The organism is Streptomyces sp. M-16, assembly GCF_052114405.1.
Taxonomy (GTDB): Bacteria; Actinomycetota; Actinomycetes; order Streptomycetales; family Streptomycetaceae; genus Streptomyces.
On sequence record NZ_JBFRER010000005.1, the window covers coordinates 128,740 to 143,437 of the forward strand.

General features: G+C 70.6%; 21 protein-coding genes. 13 read left to right on the forward strand and 8 right to left on the reverse strand.

All coding sequences use genetic code 11. From position 1 onward, the window contains the following. Window positions 1-34: 34 nt before the first annotated feature. From arr to AB4039_RS04365, 5 genes are all read right to left on the reverse strand, one after another. On the reverse strand, window positions 35-445 hold the full coding sequence (arr, locus tag AB4039_RS04345) for an NAD(+)--rifampin ADP-ribosyltransferase (protein ID WP_266844219.1): 411 nt from the start codon (window positions 443-445) through the stop codon (window positions 35-37). Window positions 446-728: 283 nt separating this feature from the next. Beyond that, on the reverse strand, window positions 729-1,796 hold the full coding sequence (locus tag AB4039_RS04350) for a YihY/virulence factor BrkB family protein (protein WP_442270005.1): 1,068 nt from the start codon (window positions 1,794-1,796) through the stop codon (window positions 729-731). A 319-nt stretch (window positions 1,797-2,115) separates the two neighbouring features. Continuing rightward, window positions 2,116-2,478: a hypothetical protein gene (locus AB4039_RS04355; protein ID WP_266844217.1), complete on the reverse strand. Its 363-nt coding sequence runs from the start codon at window positions 2,476-2,478 to the stop codon at window positions 2,116-2,118. Between the two features lie 7 nt (window positions 2,479-2,485). Further along, complete coding sequence (locus tag AB4039_RS04360) at window positions 2,486-3,145, reverse strand: hypothetical protein (protein ID WP_266844216.1); 660 nt, start codon at window positions 3,143-3,145, stop codon at window positions 2,486-2,488. Continuing rightward, complete coding sequence (locus tag AB4039_RS04365) at window positions 3,136-3,780, reverse strand: RNA polymerase sigma factor (RefSeq protein ID WP_442270006.1); 645 nt, start codon at window positions 3,778-3,780, stop codon at window positions 3,136-3,138. The genes AB4039_RS04360 and AB4039_RS04365 overlap by 10 nt, the downstream gene beginning before the upstream one ends. A 164-nt stretch (window positions 3,781-3,944) precedes the next feature. Here AB4039_RS04365 and AB4039_RS04370 point away from each other — a divergent pair, with 164 nt between their 5' ends. The 11 genes from AB4039_RS04370 (at window position 3,945) to AB4039_RS04420 (ending at window position 10,354) form a co-directional block, all read left to right on the forward strand. Beyond that, a complete protein-coding gene (locus AB4039_RS04370) occupies window positions 3,945-4,424 on the forward strand; it encodes an Asp23/Gls24 family envelope stress response protein (protein WP_266844214.1) in 480 nt (159 codons plus the stop codon). Window positions 4,425-4,487: 63 nt separating this feature from the next. Beyond that, window positions 4,488-4,667 (forward strand): hypothetical protein, encoded by a 180-nt coding sequence (locus AB4039_RS04375; RefSeq protein WP_266844213.1) that lies wholly within the window; start codon window positions 4,488-4,490, stop codon window positions 4,665-4,667. Then, the gene (locus tag AB4039_RS04380; protein ID WP_442270007.1) at window positions 4,664-5,068 is read left to right on the forward strand and encodes an Asp23/Gls24 family envelope stress response protein; all 405 of its coding nucleotides are present in this window, start codon (window positions 4,664-4,666) and stop codon (window positions 5,066-5,068) included. Before AB4039_RS04375 ends, AB4039_RS04380 begins: the two co-directional genes overlap by 4 nt. 35 nt (window positions 5,069-5,103) lie before the next feature. Next, a complete protein-coding gene (locus AB4039_RS04385; RefSeq protein ID WP_266844211.1) occupies window positions 5,104-5,802 on the forward strand; it encodes a DUF6286 domain-containing protein in 699 nt (232 codons plus the stop codon). 68 nt (window positions 5,803-5,870) lie between these two features. Further along, the gene (locus AB4039_RS04390) at window positions 5,871-6,473 is read left to right on the forward strand and encodes an alkaline shock response membrane anchor protein AmaP (protein WP_442270008.1); all 603 of its coding nucleotides are present in this window, start codon (window positions 5,871-5,873) and stop codon (window positions 6,471-6,473) included. 201 nt (window positions 6,474-6,674) lie between these two features. Further along, the gene (locus AB4039_RS04395) at window positions 6,675-6,869 is read left to right on the forward strand and encodes a hypothetical protein (protein ID WP_442270009.1); all 195 of its coding nucleotides are present in this window, start codon (window positions 6,675-6,677) and stop codon (window positions 6,867-6,869) included. Then, window positions 6,870-7,874, forward strand: a complete 1,005-nt coding sequence (locus tag AB4039_RS04400; protein WP_442270029.1) for a serine hydrolase domain-containing protein — start codon at window positions 6,870-6,872, stop codon at window positions 7,872-7,874. 244 nt (window positions 7,875-8,118) lie between these two features. Further along, the gene (locus AB4039_RS04405; RefSeq protein WP_266844208.1) at window positions 8,119-8,295 is read left to right on the forward strand and encodes a hypothetical protein; all 177 of its coding nucleotides are present in this window, start codon (window positions 8,119-8,121) and stop codon (window positions 8,293-8,295) included. Window positions 8,296-8,837: 542 nt separating this feature from the next. Further along, entirely contained in the window at window positions 8,838-8,942 is a 105-nt protein-coding gene (locus AB4039_RS04410; RefSeq protein WP_266844904.1) for a transposase, read from the forward strand. Window positions 8,943-9,223: 281 nt separating this feature from the next. Further along, window positions 9,224-9,550, forward strand: a complete 327-nt coding sequence (locus AB4039_RS04415) for a transposase (protein WP_442270030.1) — start codon at window positions 9,224-9,226, stop codon at window positions 9,548-9,550. A gap of 159 nt (window positions 9,551-9,709) precedes the next feature. Next, window positions 9,710-10,354, forward strand: a complete 645-nt coding sequence (locus AB4039_RS04420; protein WP_442270010.1) for a LysE family translocator — start codon at window positions 9,710-9,712, stop codon at window positions 10,352-10,354. A gap of 21 nt (window positions 10,355-10,375) precedes the next feature. On the opposite strand, the gene AB4039_RS04425 is transcribed toward AB4039_RS04420, so the two are convergent. Continuing rightward, window positions 10,376-11,020, reverse strand: a complete 645-nt coding sequence (locus AB4039_RS04425) for a hypothetical protein (RefSeq protein ID WP_442270011.1) — start codon at window positions 11,018-11,020, stop codon at window positions 10,376-10,378. A gap of 212 nt (window positions 11,021-11,232) precedes the next feature. Here AB4039_RS04425 and AB4039_RS04430 point away from each other — a divergent pair, with 212 nt between their 5' ends. Further along, complete coding sequence (locus AB4039_RS04430; protein ID WP_442270012.1) at window positions 11,233-11,505, forward strand: hypothetical protein; 273 nt, start codon at window positions 11,233-11,235, stop codon at window positions 11,503-11,505. A gap of 114 nt (window positions 11,506-11,619) precedes the next feature. Continuing rightward, window positions 11,620-11,979 carry a hypothetical protein gene (locus tag AB4039_RS04435; RefSeq protein ID WP_442270013.1) on the forward strand — a complete coding sequence of 120 codons (360 nt, stop codon included), beginning with the start codon at window positions 11,620-11,622 and terminating at the stop codon, window positions 11,977-11,979. 34 nt (window positions 11,980-12,013) lie between these two features. On the opposite strand, the gene AB4039_RS04440 is transcribed toward AB4039_RS04435, so the two are convergent. Together AB4039_RS04440 and AB4039_RS04445 are read right to left on the reverse strand one after the other, a co-directional pair. Beyond that, the gene (locus AB4039_RS04440) at window positions 12,014-12,361 is read right to left on the reverse strand and encodes a DUF6233 domain-containing protein (protein WP_442270014.1); all 348 of its coding nucleotides are present in this window, start codon (window positions 12,359-12,361) and stop codon (window positions 12,014-12,016) included. A gap of 344 nt (window positions 12,362-12,705) precedes the next feature. Next, complete coding sequence (locus tag AB4039_RS04445) at window positions 12,706-14,586, reverse strand: serine/threonine-protein kinase (protein WP_266844201.1); 1,881 nt, start codon at window positions 14,584-14,586, stop codon at window positions 12,706-12,708. Window positions 14,587-14,698 lie beyond the last annotated feature (112 nt).

The window sequence follows — 14,698 nt, forward strand, 5'->3', positions numbered from 1 at the left end:
ACCTCACTCGTGGCCAGCAGTTACGGGGCAACCTTTAGTTGATGATTTCGGCGCGGTCATCCAGACGGATTGCGGCCAGCCGGTCTCGCCACATCTGCAGAGCTTCGGGCGTCTGTCGCCTCCAGTCGGTGACCTCGCCGACGATCAGGAGCGGATCCCTGCTGCGATAGGAGCGGGTGGGATTACCAGGGAACTTCTTGTCGGTGACGTTGGGGTCGTTCTCGAACTTCCCGGTCGGTTCGACGACATACACTCGCGGGGTCCCTTCCCCGGAGGCGAGTTCGGCGGCGAGTCCCGCGCCATCGCGCAAAGCAGTGAAGTAGATGTGGTTCATCACGATGTCGGGCCGGTAGTTGGAGCGGAAACCCGCGGTGAGGTGATCGCCGACCCGTAGCTTGGCCTTTGTGCCGTGAAAGAACGGCCCCTCGTCCAATACCTCGTCCATCGTCGCAGGTTATCAAACCTGGCTGCCATGACAGCGAGCTGTCCATGACAGCTCGGGGGCCGTGATCACGCCAGCTACAGCAAGATCATATATCGGGCCGGCGCCCCGGAACGGTGATGGTCCTGTCCCATCCGCCCGCCGCAGCAAGACGGCATCCTGGTCGACCCGGGTGAGGGGATGGCGCCCGGTCCCGTGCGCGGCCTGCGACAGCCTGCGCGCTCCATATACGGGCCAGGCCCCCGATCGCGGCCCGGTGACACGGTGAGCGAGCGGCTCGGCCCGGTCACATGGCACGCTGCTTCTCCTTTTCATCCCACTCGCGGGTGTCGCGCGGCTCCACGTACGGCTCTTCCTGCTCGGGCAGTCCGCCGACGATGGCGCGTTCGCGGCTCATCTCGGCGTCGAATTCCAGGCCGAGGAGGATGGCGAGATTGCTGATCCACAGCCAGATCAGGAAGATGATCACGCCTGCCAACGTGCCGTACGTCTTGTTGTACGAGCCGAAGTTGGCCGTGTAAAGGGCGAAGCCGGCGGAGGCGGCCATCCAGATCACCAGCGCGAGGAAGCTGCCTGGGGTGACCCAGCGGAAGCCGCGTCCCTTGGCGTTCGGAGCCGCCCAGTACAGCACGGCGATCATGACGGTGATCAGCAGTACCAGCACGGGCCATTTCGCGATCGACCACACGGTGACCGCCGTTTCGCCGAGCCCGAGGATGTCTCCCGCACGGCGGGCGAGGCTGCCGGTGAAGACCACGATCAGGGCGCTGACCGTCGCCATGACCATCAGGGCGGCGGTGAGGGCCAGCCGCAGGGGCAGCACCTTCCACACCGGTCGGCCTTCCGGAATGTCGTAGACGACGTTCGAGGAACGGATGAACGCCGCGACGTATCCGGAGGCGGACCACACCGCGGCGACCAGGCCGACCGCCGCCAGGACCGACCCGGCGCCCGGACCGCCCTGGAGCTGGCGGACCGCGCCCGAAACGATGTCACGCGCGGCGCCCGGGGCCAGCCGCTGGAGGTTGTCCAGGACGGATTGGGTGGTGGATGCGCCGGCCACTCCGAGTAGCGACACCAGCACCAGAAGGGCGGGGAAGAGGGACAGAACGCTGTAGTAGGTCAGTGCGGCGGCCCGATCGGCCAGCTCGTCGCCCTGGAACTCCTTCAGCGTCCGCTTCAGCACCGCTGACCAGGACTTCTTCGGGAGGTCCGTAGGGTCGTCGGGAGCGTTCCGCTCGACATCGGGTTCGGGGCCGGGGCCGTGGGCGGGCTGCTCGGGGCCCGCTTCGGGGCCGGGCCGACGGCTGTCATCGCGCATGTCCCTGTTCGAGGGAGCCGGGGTGTCCTCCATAAGAGGCGACTGTCCCGTCGAATCCTCTGCAAACATGCCAGGCCCTTCACCCACGAGGGCACTGCCGGCCAGGTCCACCCGCCGTGCGGCGCCCCGCTTCCACGGCCGAAGCAGGGTCGCCGGGTCGGCTGACGGGCAGGCGCACGGCGATCGCACGCCCTAGCCGTACCTCTGCGGGTTACCGGTCCGCCCGCGCCCGGAGTGCCGCCCCGCTGGCGTGGGCCGAGAAAAAGAAGCCGACGGGCAAGAAGCGCATCCGCTCCACACCGGTCCGCTGATCACGGACCCGCAACAAAACAAGCGGACGCGACCGATCGGTCTAGACGGTGCGGGTGACGGTGACCATGACGGTGACGGGTACAGCCGGGCCGTGCCAGGCCAGGTAGGCGGTGACGGCGGTCCGCACGTCTTCGCGGACCTGCCGGGCGACATCGACGACGCGGCGGTCCGCGTGCAGCACGCACCGCACCTCCACGTTCCAACCGCTGTCCGGAGTGAGTTCGCAGCGGATGCCGGCCGCCTCGCGGTGCGGGGTGGTTCCTGCAGCCCGGGACCGGTGCACGTGCAACGCCGCCAGCGCCAGCCGGTCGGCGAGCGTGGGCTGGAGCGCGGCCACGCCGGGTGCGTCCAGGGCGGCCCTCGCTGCCGCTCGGTGGATGTTCTCGCGGTGGGAGGTGGTCATTATCGGCTCAGCTCCGCCCGTTCGCCACCGGCACGCGGGAGGGTTCCAGCACGGCGTTGATTTCCACGTCCACGGTGGTGACGGCGATGCCGAGGACGTGCTCAGCCGTATGAAGGACGGCTCGGCGTACTCCCTCCGCTCGTCCTCGCAATGGCTGGTCGAGTGTGGCTGCCAACGTCATGGCGACGGCGTGGCTGCCCTTCGCGGGGATCACGCGGCAGCTGGCGGCGCGGACGCCGGGCACCGTGTCGGCAGCCCGGCGCAGGACTTTCGCGGCGGCGCTCTCGGAGATGCGCAGGTCGTGATCGGGGTCGTCCAGTAGCAGCACGGTGCCCAGCCGCACCTCGGAGCGGACCGCATTGATGACCCGGGTGGCGAGGCTTTGGCCGTCAGGCTGTTCCTCGGCGCGCAGAGCCCTGGTCGCCCGGTCCAGGGCTGTCAGGCCTTCGATTGCGTCGCGGCAGTAGGGGCAGTGGCTGCTGTGCGGATCTGCGGCGTCGGCCGCGTCGCGGGCCTGTTTCCAGGCACGGCCGAGGGGGCGTCCGCAGGGCAGCAGCTCGGCGCCGGCCAGATGCTCGGCGTCGGGGCGCAGAGGCGCTTCGGCCCTGGCGGCGCCCACCCTTTCGGGCTCGTCGCCGGAGGTGGGGTGCGGGTCGTCTAGCGCCATGGGCGCATCGCCTCCATCAAAGCGCGTCGTGCGCGAAAGAGTCTGCCGCGCACCGTTTGTTCGCTGCTGCCCACCACGTGGGCGATCTCGTCGTAGTGCAGGCCGTGCAGTTCCCGCAGTACCCAGCACACCCGAAGCTCGGGGCGCAATCCCAGGAGCGCTTTCGTCAGGGCGGCCGCCGCTGCGTCCGTTTCGGCGATTCGGGGCGGTGAGCTGTCCGCGGCCACGGCAGCGGGTTCGGGGAGGGTGTCCAGGGGCAGCGGGTGGGGCGGGTGGCGCAGCGTGTTGAGGCATCGGTTCGTCACGATCCGGTACATCCAGGTGCCGAACGAGGCGCTGTGCCGGAATTCCGGCAGCCGCCTCCAGGCGCTGAGGAAGGCTTCCTGGACCGCGTCCTCGGCGTCCGTCCGATTGCCGAGGAGATGCTGGGCGAGGGCGAGCAGTCGGCCGCTGTGGCGGCGGACAAGGACGGCGAAGGCGTCTTCATCCCCTTCCGAGGCCCGGACCGCCAGCGTGCCGTCGTCCAGGGCGTCGGCAAGGGCCTGCTCTGCGGCGACGCCGGCGGACGGCAGCGTTGGCGGCCGCGTTGGGGGGCTTGCGCCGCGTGGGGGCTGGGGGCCGATCCGGTTACGCATCTGCCGCTCGCTTCCTACCGAAGACGCCTGTCGCGGCCCGCGCACGTACTCCTCGATGGTAGGCGGTGTGCGCTGCGCGAGCCGTGTGAGGAATGACGGCGCGAGGTGTCCTAAGGAATGAGGGCGCCGTACCGGCGCCCGGATGGACCCCTGGGGAGGTTCTCATGTCGGACACCATCAACCCCACCGCGGGCGGGAGCGTGTCACCTGCTGCCGGCAGCACCCTCACGGGCCGCACCGGCGCAGGGACGGCCCCCGAGACGCGGGGTCGGACGACCATCGCCGACAGCGTCGTCGAAAAGATCGCAGGAATGGCCACCCGCGAGGTACCGGGCATTCACAGCCTCGGCTCCGGTATCGCCCGCACGCTCGGGGCGGTGAGCGACAAGGTCGCCGGCGGGCGTCCCAGCGTGTCCCGCGGCGTGAAGGTCGAGGTGGGCGAACGGCAGGCCGCCGTGGATCTCGACGTGGTCGTGGAGTACGGCGTGGCCATCGTGGACATCGCTGCCGACGTCCGCACCAGCGTCATCACCGCCGTGGAACGTATGACCGGCCTTGAGGTCGTGGAAGTGAACATCGCGGTCGACGACGTCTACCTGCCCGACGACGAGGACGAGGAGGCGGGCGAGGGGCGCGTTCAGTGACCCTCGCATCCCCCCGGACTCGCCAAGCCGAGAAACAACCGACGCGAAATTCAGGTGAGTGAAATGAGCGCAGCAACCGTGGGCCTGCTGGCCGGCATGGCCCTGGGCTTCGCCGCATTCTTCGGCGGCTTCTGGGCGTTCCTGCTCGTGGCGTTCCTGGGCCTGGTGGGCCTGATCATCGGCCGCGTGCTGCAGGGTGACCTGGAGATGTCCGACTTCACGCGTTCCCGGAACCGGCTGTGACCCCGCAACCGGCCCCCGCCCCCTCCCGGGGAGTTCCAGGCCCCTCCCGGCCGGTCCTGTCCCTGGCCGAACGCGGTGCCACGGTGATCCCGGACAAGGTGGTGGCCCGCATCGCCGTCCGCGCCACACAGGAGGCACTGGCCACGCAGACGGACACCTCAGCCGTTCACGCGAAACTGGCCGCTCCCCACGCGTCGGTCACGGCCGGCAGCGGCACGGCACGGCTGGGACTGACTCTGGAGATGCCCTACCCGATAGACCTCGCCGCTGCCTCCCGTGAGGTGCAGCAGTACGTCACCGAGCGGGTCGCCCATTTGACCGGGATGCGCATCACCGAAGTCACTCTCGCCATCGAGCGACTGGTTCCCTCCGAGGGCCTGGAACATCGACGCGTGGAGTGAACCGGTCCGCATCCCCACCGGAAGGAGAGCCCGGCATGGAACGGGACCAAGACCGCCCGGCCGACCGGAGGCAACCCACCGCGACCGACCGCCAGCAGCCCACCGCGACCGACGGCGAGCAGCACACCCCGGCCGACCAGGTCACCTCCCGCACCGTGGGGCAGCTGTCCAAGCAGCCTTCGGCCGGCGCGCAGCCGACTGCCAGGCGCCCGTGGTCCGCGCGCCGCATACCCGCCGCCCTGACGGCCCTGCTCGTCGCAGCTGCGGCCGGGACCCTGTTGTTCGACGTCGTCAGGGTCCGGGCGGGCCGGCCGGCCGCGGCCTGGCGCACGCGCCTGGCCGACGAACTGGCCACCCGCCCGTTGGATGACGTCTCGATACGGATCGGCGCCGCCGTCATCGCCGTCCTCGGCCTCTGGCTGGTCGTCCTGGCACTCACCCCCGGCCTGCGTAACCAGCTCCCCCTGAAGACTCCCGACGCCCAGATGCGCGCCGTGCTGGACCGCGACGCCGCGGCACTCCTGCTGCGGGACGCTGCGATGCGCGTCCCCGGCGTCAGCGCTGCCAGGATCCGTGTCTTCCAGCACCGTGTCCGGGCGCGCGCGGACGTGCGTTTCCGCCCCGCCGCTGAGGTAAAGGGCGATCTCGTGATGGCTCTGCGGGAGGAACTCGACCGGTTCGCCCTTGCCCGCGCTCCTCGGCTCGCCGTGCAGGTCCGAACCCGACCGAAATGATCTGAAGTGGCCTGAAGTACTCCGTCCGCGGACGGCCGCCGGCGAGCCAGTGACAGGAGTGGGATCCCATGGAGAAGAAATCCGCCGTCAACCGAGTCCTGCTGGCCCTGGCAGGCATCGTCCTGCTCGGCACCGGCCTCCTCGTCCTTACGGGCAGCTTCGACCTGTACCGGCGCTGGCACCTGACACCACCCGACGGCTGGCCCCTGACCGCGCCCGGCGGAGTCCTGCTCGACGACGCCGACCGCACCCGCTGGACGGACGAAAGTTGGTGGTGGCCCGCCGTCATCGCCGTCCTGGCCGTCGTCCTCCTGCTCGCCCTCTGGTGGCTGCTGGCGCAACTGCGCCGTGCCCGCCCCGGCCACACCCCTGTGGGCGGCCCCCCTGCCGTGGACGGGGTGGAACTGCGCGAGCGCGCCCTCCGCGACGCTCTCGCAGCCGACGCCAGGCACCTGCCCGGCGTCCACCAGGCCCGTGCACGCATGGTCGGCCCGCCCAGCCGGCCCGAAGCCCAACTCGACCTCACCCTCACCCCCGGCAGCGAGCTCGGCCCCGTCCTGCGGGCGCTGAGCGAAGGGCCGCTGGAACGCGCCCGCCGGTCCACCGGTCGGAAGCTTCCCGCGAAGGCGCAGCTTCGGGTGGCCCCGCACAAGGCCCATCGCGCCGAATAGCGCCTCCACCGGCCGTACCCGGGGCGGACGTACGTGCCGTCGGACCCGACCCTGGCCGGCCTCGTCGGCCCACCGCTTCGTCCGGCCGATTGGCGGCAGCACTTCGGGACACAAGCGCGTTGGTGTGAACCTACTGCTCGCGCTGATGGCCCCCCGCGACCTCGGCCGGCCGCGGTGCGGGTTCCGCCGGGGCATGTGGCGGTGGACTACCTGCCCACCGAACTGCGCTTAGGGGACGCCTCCCTCCTGCTGACCGCGCTGTGCGCGGGCCAGGCCCCCGCCGCCACCCCGCCGGGCCGGGTCGGCATCGACGACGTGATCGCCGAGAAGCTCGACCACGCGATCACCGCGGCCATGCGCGAGGCCGGCATCCCCGGTGTGGGCGTCGGCCTGTAGATCGACGGCGACGACGACTACGTACGCGCCTTCGGCACCTCCGACAAGACCACCGGCACCCCCGTCAAGACCGACATGCACACCCGCATCGGCAGCGTCACCAAGCCATTCACTGTCACCGGCGTCCTCCAGCTCGTCGACGACGGGAAGGTACGGCTCGACGCGCCGATCTCGACGTACCTCGACGGGGTCCCCGGCGGCGACCGCATCACCGTCCGGCAGCTCGCCGATATGCGCAGCGGCCTCTACAACTACACCGAGGACCCGCGCTGGCTGGCCGTCTTCAAGGCCGACCCGTACCGTGCCTGGACCCCGCAGCAGCTGCTGGACATTGCCTTCCGGCACCCGGCGAAGTTCCCGCCCGGGGCACGCTGGGAGTATTCCAACACCAACACAGTCCTGCTCGGCCTGCTCGTCGAGAAGATCAGCGGACAGCCCCTGCACACCTACCTGCAGCAGCACGTCTTCGCACCGGCCGGCATGGACGCGACCTCGCTGCCGACCGGCGCCGAGATCACCGGCCCGTACGTGCACGGCCACACGAACTTCACCCCCGACGGCGCGACCGTCGACGCCTCCGGTTGGGACCCGTCCTGGGGCTGGGCGGCCGGCGCGATGATCTCCACCATCGACGACCTGCACACCTGGGTTCCGGCCATGGTCAGCGGGCGGCTGCCGGACGGCGACCGGCTGCTGGGACCGGCCGTCCAGGCCCAGCGGCTGCGCATGCTGCCCCCCGGGCACCCAGGACTGGGCTACGGGCTCGGCATCGCCGACTTCGCCGGCTGGATCGGCCACAACGGCGAGCTACCCGGCTACGAGACCATCGCCGTCCGCCTCCCGCAGGACCGTGCCACCCTGGTGATCGTCGTGAACTCCGACATCGACGGGAAGTTCGGCAACCTGAGTTCCCTCATCGCCAACCGACTGCCATGGTCATTCCTCGCCCATGCCGGCCTGACCATCCACCCACCACACCCACCGAACTTACGAAAAGATCAGTAGGTAGAGGGCACCCGATGAGAGAGGAGCCTTTGCGTGTCCGATGTCACTGCTTTGGTGTGCGTGTTTTCTGGCCCTGGTCTGCTTGTTGTTCGTCAGTGGACTTGCGTGCCTGGCGTACCGTTACCCGGTGCTTACACAGCCACTGACGTTTGCCCTCACGGGCGTTGGGGTGTTCGTCGCAGTGGTCAGCACGGTGGTGGCAGTCAACCCCAGGTAGCCCCACCCACGGGGGGAGCCACTGCGGGTGCTGCTCGGCATGTCCGGTACGGGCAAGACGCGCCTGCTTGCCGGGAACGCCGCGGGCCGTCCCGTCACGGGCATTCCCTGCACCGGCTGGTTCACCCTCGCGGTGGCGGTGATCGTCTTGCCCGATCCGGTTGCGGAGACGATGGCTCCGGGCTCCTTGCGGGGGCACAGGTGACCTTGCAGGGAATCCGACCCGCTTCCGGAACGCGGATTTCTGGTTGTGAATGGGCGCGGCGGTGGCACTGGACGGGCGTCACTCAGGGTGGGGTGGCTGTCACCTGCTTAGGCTCGGCAGCTGTCGTGATCATGGCTGTCACGAGGTGACCAAGCTGCTGCCGTCCGATGCCAATCACACGGCCGGCTGGCTGCCATGGGCGTGCCAGTTCACACTTGGCTGCGACTGAAGTGCAGGTCAGAACAGCCTTCTGCCGTTCGTGCTCACTGTCACTGAGGTGAGAGATCGGGAACTGTCCACTGCCATCAGGTGAGAGATGCGCACGTCGCGCACTGTCACGAAAGCGGGAGGTCACAGCCGTGTGGGTTCGCGTTGCGGCTCCGTCGGGGTCGGGGCGGACGGCCGCGCGGCTAGGGCCTGTTGCGAAAGTGGATCTTGTTCGTTGGTGATCACCTGTCGTGGGACGTGGAGATCTGACGAACGGCCAGTGAGCCCGGCTTGAGCCGTCGCCGCCCTTGGGTATCAAGCCGGGCCGTCCGCAGGTGTGGACGCGACGGCAGCTGACAGACGGCATACGGTGGCGGACCCGCTCCGGTGCTCCATGGCGCGATCTGCCGAAACGCCATGGGCCGTGGGACCGTCTATGACCTGTTCCGGCGCTGGCAGCGGGACGGGACCTGGGCCAGGATCCTCACACGGCTCAAGGCCGAGGCGGATGCCAAGGGCCTGATCACCCGGGACGTCAACGTCGACTCCACCGTCTGCCGAGCCCACCAGCACGCCGCCGGGGCGGCGAAAGGGGGATCTCCAGAAGGAACCGCCCGGCGGAGTGTTCGTCGAGCCGGCCGACCACGGCCTCGGAGGGTCCCGCGGCGGGCTGACCAGCAAAATCCACCGTGCCGTCGAGCAGGGACAGAAACCGCTCTCGGTGGTGATCACCGCAGGGCAGCGGGGCGACTCCCGGCAGTTCGAGCAGGTCCTGGAAGCAATCCGGGTGCCCAGGCTGCGCCTGGGCAGGACGCGCAACCGGCCGGACCGCGTCCGGGCCGACAAGGCGTACGACTCCCGCAGTAACCGCCCTACCTGCGCAGACGCGGGATCAAGGCCACCATCCCGGTGCCTGCGGACCGGGTCCGCAACCGGCCGAGGCGCGGATCGCGCGGCGGGCGGCCGCCGAAGTTCGACAAGAACGACTACCCGAAGCACCCGCTCCCGTACTCCCACCCACATGTCCCCACTCATGGGCACACGCTAGCGAGATGCACAACCCTTGGGGGGCACGGAGATGGCGAATGGCAGGACCGTATCCTGAGGCGGAGGACGTAAGGACTACCGACGCGTCGCACCGTGTGTCGCAGACGGCGGTGCCCCACCGCGGGTATCAGATACCCGTCAAGCGATCAGGAGTTGACCAGTGATCAGTCTGGCCGCAGCAGGGGGAGTGGCCCTGGTCGAACTGGGCATGGCCGTGACCCCGGGACCGAACATGATCCACCTCGCCTCTCGAGCGATCACCCAAGGCCGTAGGGCGGGCCTGGTCAGCCTGAGCGGGACCGCCGTTGGATTCCTGTGCTACCTGCTGGCCGCGGCCGCGGGATTGTCCGCGTTGTTCGCCGCCGTGCCGCTGGCGTTCACCGTGGTTAAGCTCGCCGGAGCCGCCTACCTGGCCTACCTGGCCTGGGGCATGCTCAAGCTGGGCGGCCGCTCGCCCTTCGCGCCGGCCCAGGACCTGCCTGTGGTCTCCGACGTCCGCCTGTTCTCGATGGGGCTCCTGACCAACCTGCTCAACCCCAAGATCGCTCTCATGTATGCCGCCCTTCTGCCCCAGTTCATGGATCCGCAGGCGGGTCCGGACTGGGCACAACTGCTCCAACTCGGTGGTGTGCAGATCATCGTGGGGCTCTCCGTGAACGCTCTGATCATGCTGGGGGCAGCACGCGTTTCGGGACTCCTGGCCGCCCGGCCCCGCGTGATGACCGCCCAGCGGTACGGAGCAGGTGGCCTGCTCGGCGTCTTCGCGCTGCGCACAGCCCTGTCCCGTACGCCTGTCTCGGCCTAGGGCATGTTGTGACAGTGCTGGTCACAGCCATTCATTGATCGCTGCGACCAGCACTGTCGCTTCGTAGCGGACGGCGAGTTCGTGGTACCTCATGGCGACGGCACGGTGGCGCTTGAGCCGGTTGATGCCGCACTCGACCGCGTGCCGTTGCTTGTAGTGGTTCTTGTCGAACTTCGGCGGCCGCCCGCCGCGCGATCCGCGCCTCAGCCGGTTGCGGACCCGGTCCGCAGGCACCGGGATGGTGGCCTTGATCCCGCGTCTGCGCAGGATAGGAGCGGTTGCTGCGGGAGTCGTACGCCTTGTCGGCCCGGACGCGGTCCGGCCGGTTGCGCGTCCTGCCGAGGCGCAGCCTGGGCACCCGGATTGCTTCCAGGACCTGCTCGAACTGCGGGGAGTCGTCCCGCGGCACTGCGCAAGCCGACGCTCGCGGCGTGGACGGCCGCGCAGCTGGCCCGCAGCCGGCCCAGGGAAGCGCATGGCCTGGCCGAGCTTGGCGAGGCGCTCCGTGCGGCGCACCAGACGCTGGGCGCCGGGCAGCTGCGGAAGCTCTCGCATGATCAGCATGTCGTGATCGGGCGCCTCGCCCGTACGGCGCGCGCTCTGGCGGCCGAGGCCGGTCAGGCGGTGAGTGAGCCGGTGCTGCACGAGGTCGAGGAGATCCTGCATGCGGTGCTCGCCGATGCGGGGGTGCCGCACAGTGGGAGGCCGGCCGTCTGGTCAAGGCCCCGCAGGCGGTCAGAGGGTTCACCGGCCTCGAACCGCTGCCCGGCACCACCCCACCCCGCCGCACACAGGCCCGGCCCGCCGGGCCCGCCGCAGAACCCACTCAGCCTCCTCCGGCGCCGGGCCCACGGGCTGAGCAGGCACGCCGCGAGCGCGTGAAGGCGGCCCGGGCGGAGGCGGCCGAGGCGCTGGCCGCAGCGGAACGCCTGGAGGCCGAGCAGACCGCAGCGCAGGCGCTGGCGGTCCGCGCGGCCGCTGCCCTGACGGCGGCCGAGGAAGACGCACGGGCCGCGACGGAGCGGCTGGAGACGGCGTACGCGGCGAACACCGACGCGCTCGCCCGCCATCGAGAGGCGCAGCGCGCGGCAGCGCGGGCCCGGACGCGGGCCCAGACACCGGCACGCAAGACCGAGAAGCTCACCAGCTGAGGTCCGTAACAGGGTGCGCAGGGGGCGTTTCGGCGGTGAAACCAGCGCCCCGGGCGGGCCTCGGTCCGCCCGCCCCCAGGGGGTGGTGTCGGTGGTGGGAGTGACCATGGGGAGATGAACGACGGCATGGCGCCCGTCTGCCGGTACGCGGGTCTCGACGGGTTGTGCGAGCAGGTCCGGGTCGCCCTCGCGGGATGGGTGCCCCGGCTGCTGGGCGCTCATGTGCACCGGTCGGTGCGGGGGCCTGCGGACGTGGCGCGGCTGGTGGCCGCGGTGGCGGATGCCGCCGGGCTCACGGTTCTTCCCGGGGACGGGCCGCTCGCGCGGGCGGAGCTCCACGCGGCGGCCGTCAGGGCGTTGGCGGCCGCCCGGGGCCGGCCGGGGGCGGAGGCACGGGCGGAGCTTGCCGCCGCGCGCGCCGGGTGCCGCCGTGCGGCCGTCGCGCTCGGCGTGCCGGTCCCCGTCGTACTCTGACCTGGGCCTATTCCTCCACCGCGGGGGCGGCCGGTCATTCCAGCACCCCCAGGGCGGTGTCGGGACGGCAGGCCGGGCGGGCCTCTACACCCTCGGAAAGGGCGCGCCGGGCAAGATCGGCGGTGGCGGCCTTGCAGCGGGTGCGGGTGTCCCAGCAGCTGCCGACGTGCACCCGAGCAGCCGGCCGTCCGGCACCGATCCCGTACTCGATCAGCCACTCCGGAGACGGCGGCGCAGGCCTGCGCGCCGCCTCGACCACAGGGTGCTGCTCCTCGGCAGCTATCCAGTCGCGGGTCCGCTGGAGATCCTGGAGCTGGACGCGTTCAAGGAAACGCAGAAGTTCCAGCCGCGGACCGCCGACGGGAGGCGGTGCGCTGGACATCGCTGCTTCCCGTACTGCGCCGCTCGCGCGTCCCTGCACGACGCGTACAAGGGAGAGGCATCCACCCCGTACCTGCATGTCTGGGCGTGGCAGCGGACGCAGGGTCCGGTCGGGACGGGCGCGGGTTGCGCGAGTGCCCCGCCGAGGTCACCGGCCTGGTCCCCCTGTCCTGTCTCAGCGAAGACGCCCGCCTCCTGGCGTCGGGCAGCCAGTTCGCACAGGGTCTCGGGTGATCCGTATGTCAGCGCGCGGGCCAGAGCGTCGATACGCGATCACCCACGTGGGCCTGGACACCTGCGGGGCTTCGAGCGTGCCTGGAGCCCGGGAGGGAATCGACCATGCTGTCAGCGCAGGCCGAACCCCCACGAGCGGCCCGAGCCGGAAGCACGCCGCTGCTCCCGCATGGCCTTGCGGAACTGCTTGCGGGCCTCCGTCACCTCCCGGGTCAGCCAATGGCTGCCGCCAAAGGCGGTTTCCACCCGGTGCAGCAGCGGCTGGATCATGGCCAGGGCCTGCTCCGGGTCACCCGCCTCACCGATGCTGCGGGCCACCCGGTACGCCATCTCCTCGTCGCCCCGCTCGGCCAGCTCGTCCAGGTTCAAGTAGATCTGGCGGTACAGGGCGGCGGCCGTGTGGAAATCGCCTGTCAGCCAGGCGTTGTGGACCACCCGGTAGCGCAGGTCGTCCGACGCGCCCCGGCCGTCTTCCGCCAGCAGCAGCTCCGGCACGAGGGGCGCCAGCAGTGCGTACTGCCGGGCTGCTTCCTCGGGAGTGCGCCGCGCCCACGTCTCGTCCAGAACTCCGGAACCGCGGTACGAGGCGCAGGCCAGGTAGTAGCGAGCCGCCAGGGTGACGGAGTTGGAGGCGCCGAGCACCCGGGTGGCCTGCTCGATGATCTCAAGGAGCTCCCCCTCGTACCGGAGGCCGTCGCCGGGGCCGTATGCCGCCGCCTCGCCGACGCACACGACGCGTGCGGTGATGGTCTCCCGGTGGTCCACTCCGAAGACCCGCATCATGCGCGGCAGGATCCGTTCCAGCTCGTCCGGCATCTCGCGGCGGACGGCCCACGCCCAGAGGGTCGTGGCCTCCACGGTCAGCCAGTCGTCGGGGCCGAGCTCTGCGGTGAGGTCCTGCGCGAGTATGCGCAGCCGGTCGCCGTAATCGGCCGGACTGTCGTGACGGGTCGCCACGAGCTGCTCGAGACGCCGGTCCAGCAGGAGGCGGATCGGGTTGCCTGCAGGGTCGGCCGGGGCGTGCACGTCGAGTGCGGCCTCGTGGACCGTCGGAAGGTGGGCGGGGCGCGGCGGGATCGGTCCGGGAGCGTTCACAACGGTCGCGGGCGGGAGGCCGGCAGCAGCCCCGGCCGGGGCGGCGGCCTGCGCGTGCGCGATGTTCCTCAGGCGGCGGACCACCTCCTCCGCGTCGGCGGGACGCTGCCGGGGGTCCTTGGCGAGCAGGTCCAGGACCAGCCGGTCGAGCGCGGCGGGAATCCCGGGACGCAGGCCGCTCGGGGCGGGCGGCGGGACCTGGAGGTGCTGGGCCAGCAGCTCGTGCAGCTCGCCGCCGGTGAACGGCAGCCGTCCGGTGAGCAGTTCAGCCAGGACGCAGCCCAAGGCGTAGAGGTCGGCCCGCCCGTCCACCGGCACCCCGTCCGCACCGCCGGTCCAGCGCTCCGGAGCCATGTAGGGGAACGAGCCGATGATCATGCCGGTGGCCGTCAGGTTCGTGAGGGCTGGCGCCGGTCCGCCCTGCGCCTTGGCGATGCCGAAGTCAAGGACCTTCACGATCCCGCTCTTGGTGACCATCACGTTGGCGGGTTTGACGTCCCGGTGCACTATGCCCGCCCGGTGTGCGGCGCCGAGCGCGTCGGCGATGTGCACGGCCCACTCCAGGACGTCCGCGACCTCGGGAAGGCCGGCTCTCAGGACGGTGGCGAGGGTGTCTCCCTGGACCAGCTCCATGACCAGGAAGACCATGCCCTGGCCCTCCCGCAGGCCGCGGCCCACGTCGTGGACGGTGGCGATGTTCGGGTGCGAGAGGTTCCCTGCGAGGTTCGCCTCCCGCTCCAGCCGGCGGACGTCATCGGCGGTACCCGGGTATCCGATCTTGACGGCGACCCACCGGCCGACCCGGTTGTCCCATGCCCGCCACACCTCCCCGAAGCCTCCGCGGCCGAGCAATTCCTCCAGCTCATAACGGTCTTCGATCCGTTCCCGTACCTGCACCCGACGCCTCCTGTTCCGCGGCCCCGTCATTATGCGGGAGGGGGCACGGCCGAATGGAGGCGGCCTGACACCCCTTCAGCGACCGTGCTCCCGGCCGGACCGGAACAGGGCA

Coding starts and splice junctions, on each gene's coding strand:
- AB4039_RS04390 (WP_442270008.1), top strand. CDS start 5,871: ATGGAGAAGAAATCCGCCGTCAACCGAGTCCTGCTGGCCCTGGCAGGC.
- AB4039_RS04440 (WP_442270014.1), bottom strand. CDS start 12,361: ATGTCCAGCGCACCGCCTCCCGTCGGCGGTCCGCGGCTGGAACTTCTG.
- AB4039_RS04385 (WP_266844211.1), top strand. CDS start 5,104: ATGGAACGGGACCAAGACCGCCCGGCCGACCGGAGGCAACCCACCGCG.
- AB4039_RS04425 (WP_442270011.1), bottom strand. CDS start 11,020: ATGCAGGATCTCCTCGACCTCGTGCAGCACCGGCTCACTCACCGCCTG.
- arr (WP_266844219.1), bottom strand. CDS start 445: ATGGACGAGGTATTGGACGAGGGGCCGTTCTTTCACGGCACAAAGGCC.
- AB4039_RS04435 (WP_442270013.1), top strand. CDS start 11,620: ATGAACGACGGCATGGCGCCCGTCTGCCGGTACGCGGGTCTCGACGGG.
- AB4039_RS04375 (WP_266844213.1), top strand. CDS start 4,488: ATGAGCGCAGCAACCGTGGGCCTGCTGGCCGGCATGGCCCTGGGCTTC.
- AB4039_RS04350 (WP_442270005.1), bottom strand. CDS start 1,796: ATGGAGGACACCCCGGCTCCCTCGAACAGGGACATGCGCGATGACAGC.
- AB4039_RS04360 (WP_266844216.1), bottom strand. CDS start 3,145: ATGGCGCTAGACGACCCGCACCCCACCTCCGGCGACGAGCCCGAAAGG.
- AB4039_RS04355 (WP_266844217.1), bottom strand. CDS start 2,478: ATGACCACCTCCCACCGCGAGAACATCCACCGAGCGGCAGCGAGGGCC.
- AB4039_RS04370 (WP_266844214.1), top strand. CDS start 3,945: ATGTCGGACACCATCAACCCCACCGCGGGCGGGAGCGTGTCACCTGCT.
- AB4039_RS04365 (WP_442270006.1), bottom strand. CDS start 3,780: ATGCGTAACCGGATCGGCCCCCAGCCCCCACGCGGCGCAAGCCCCCCA.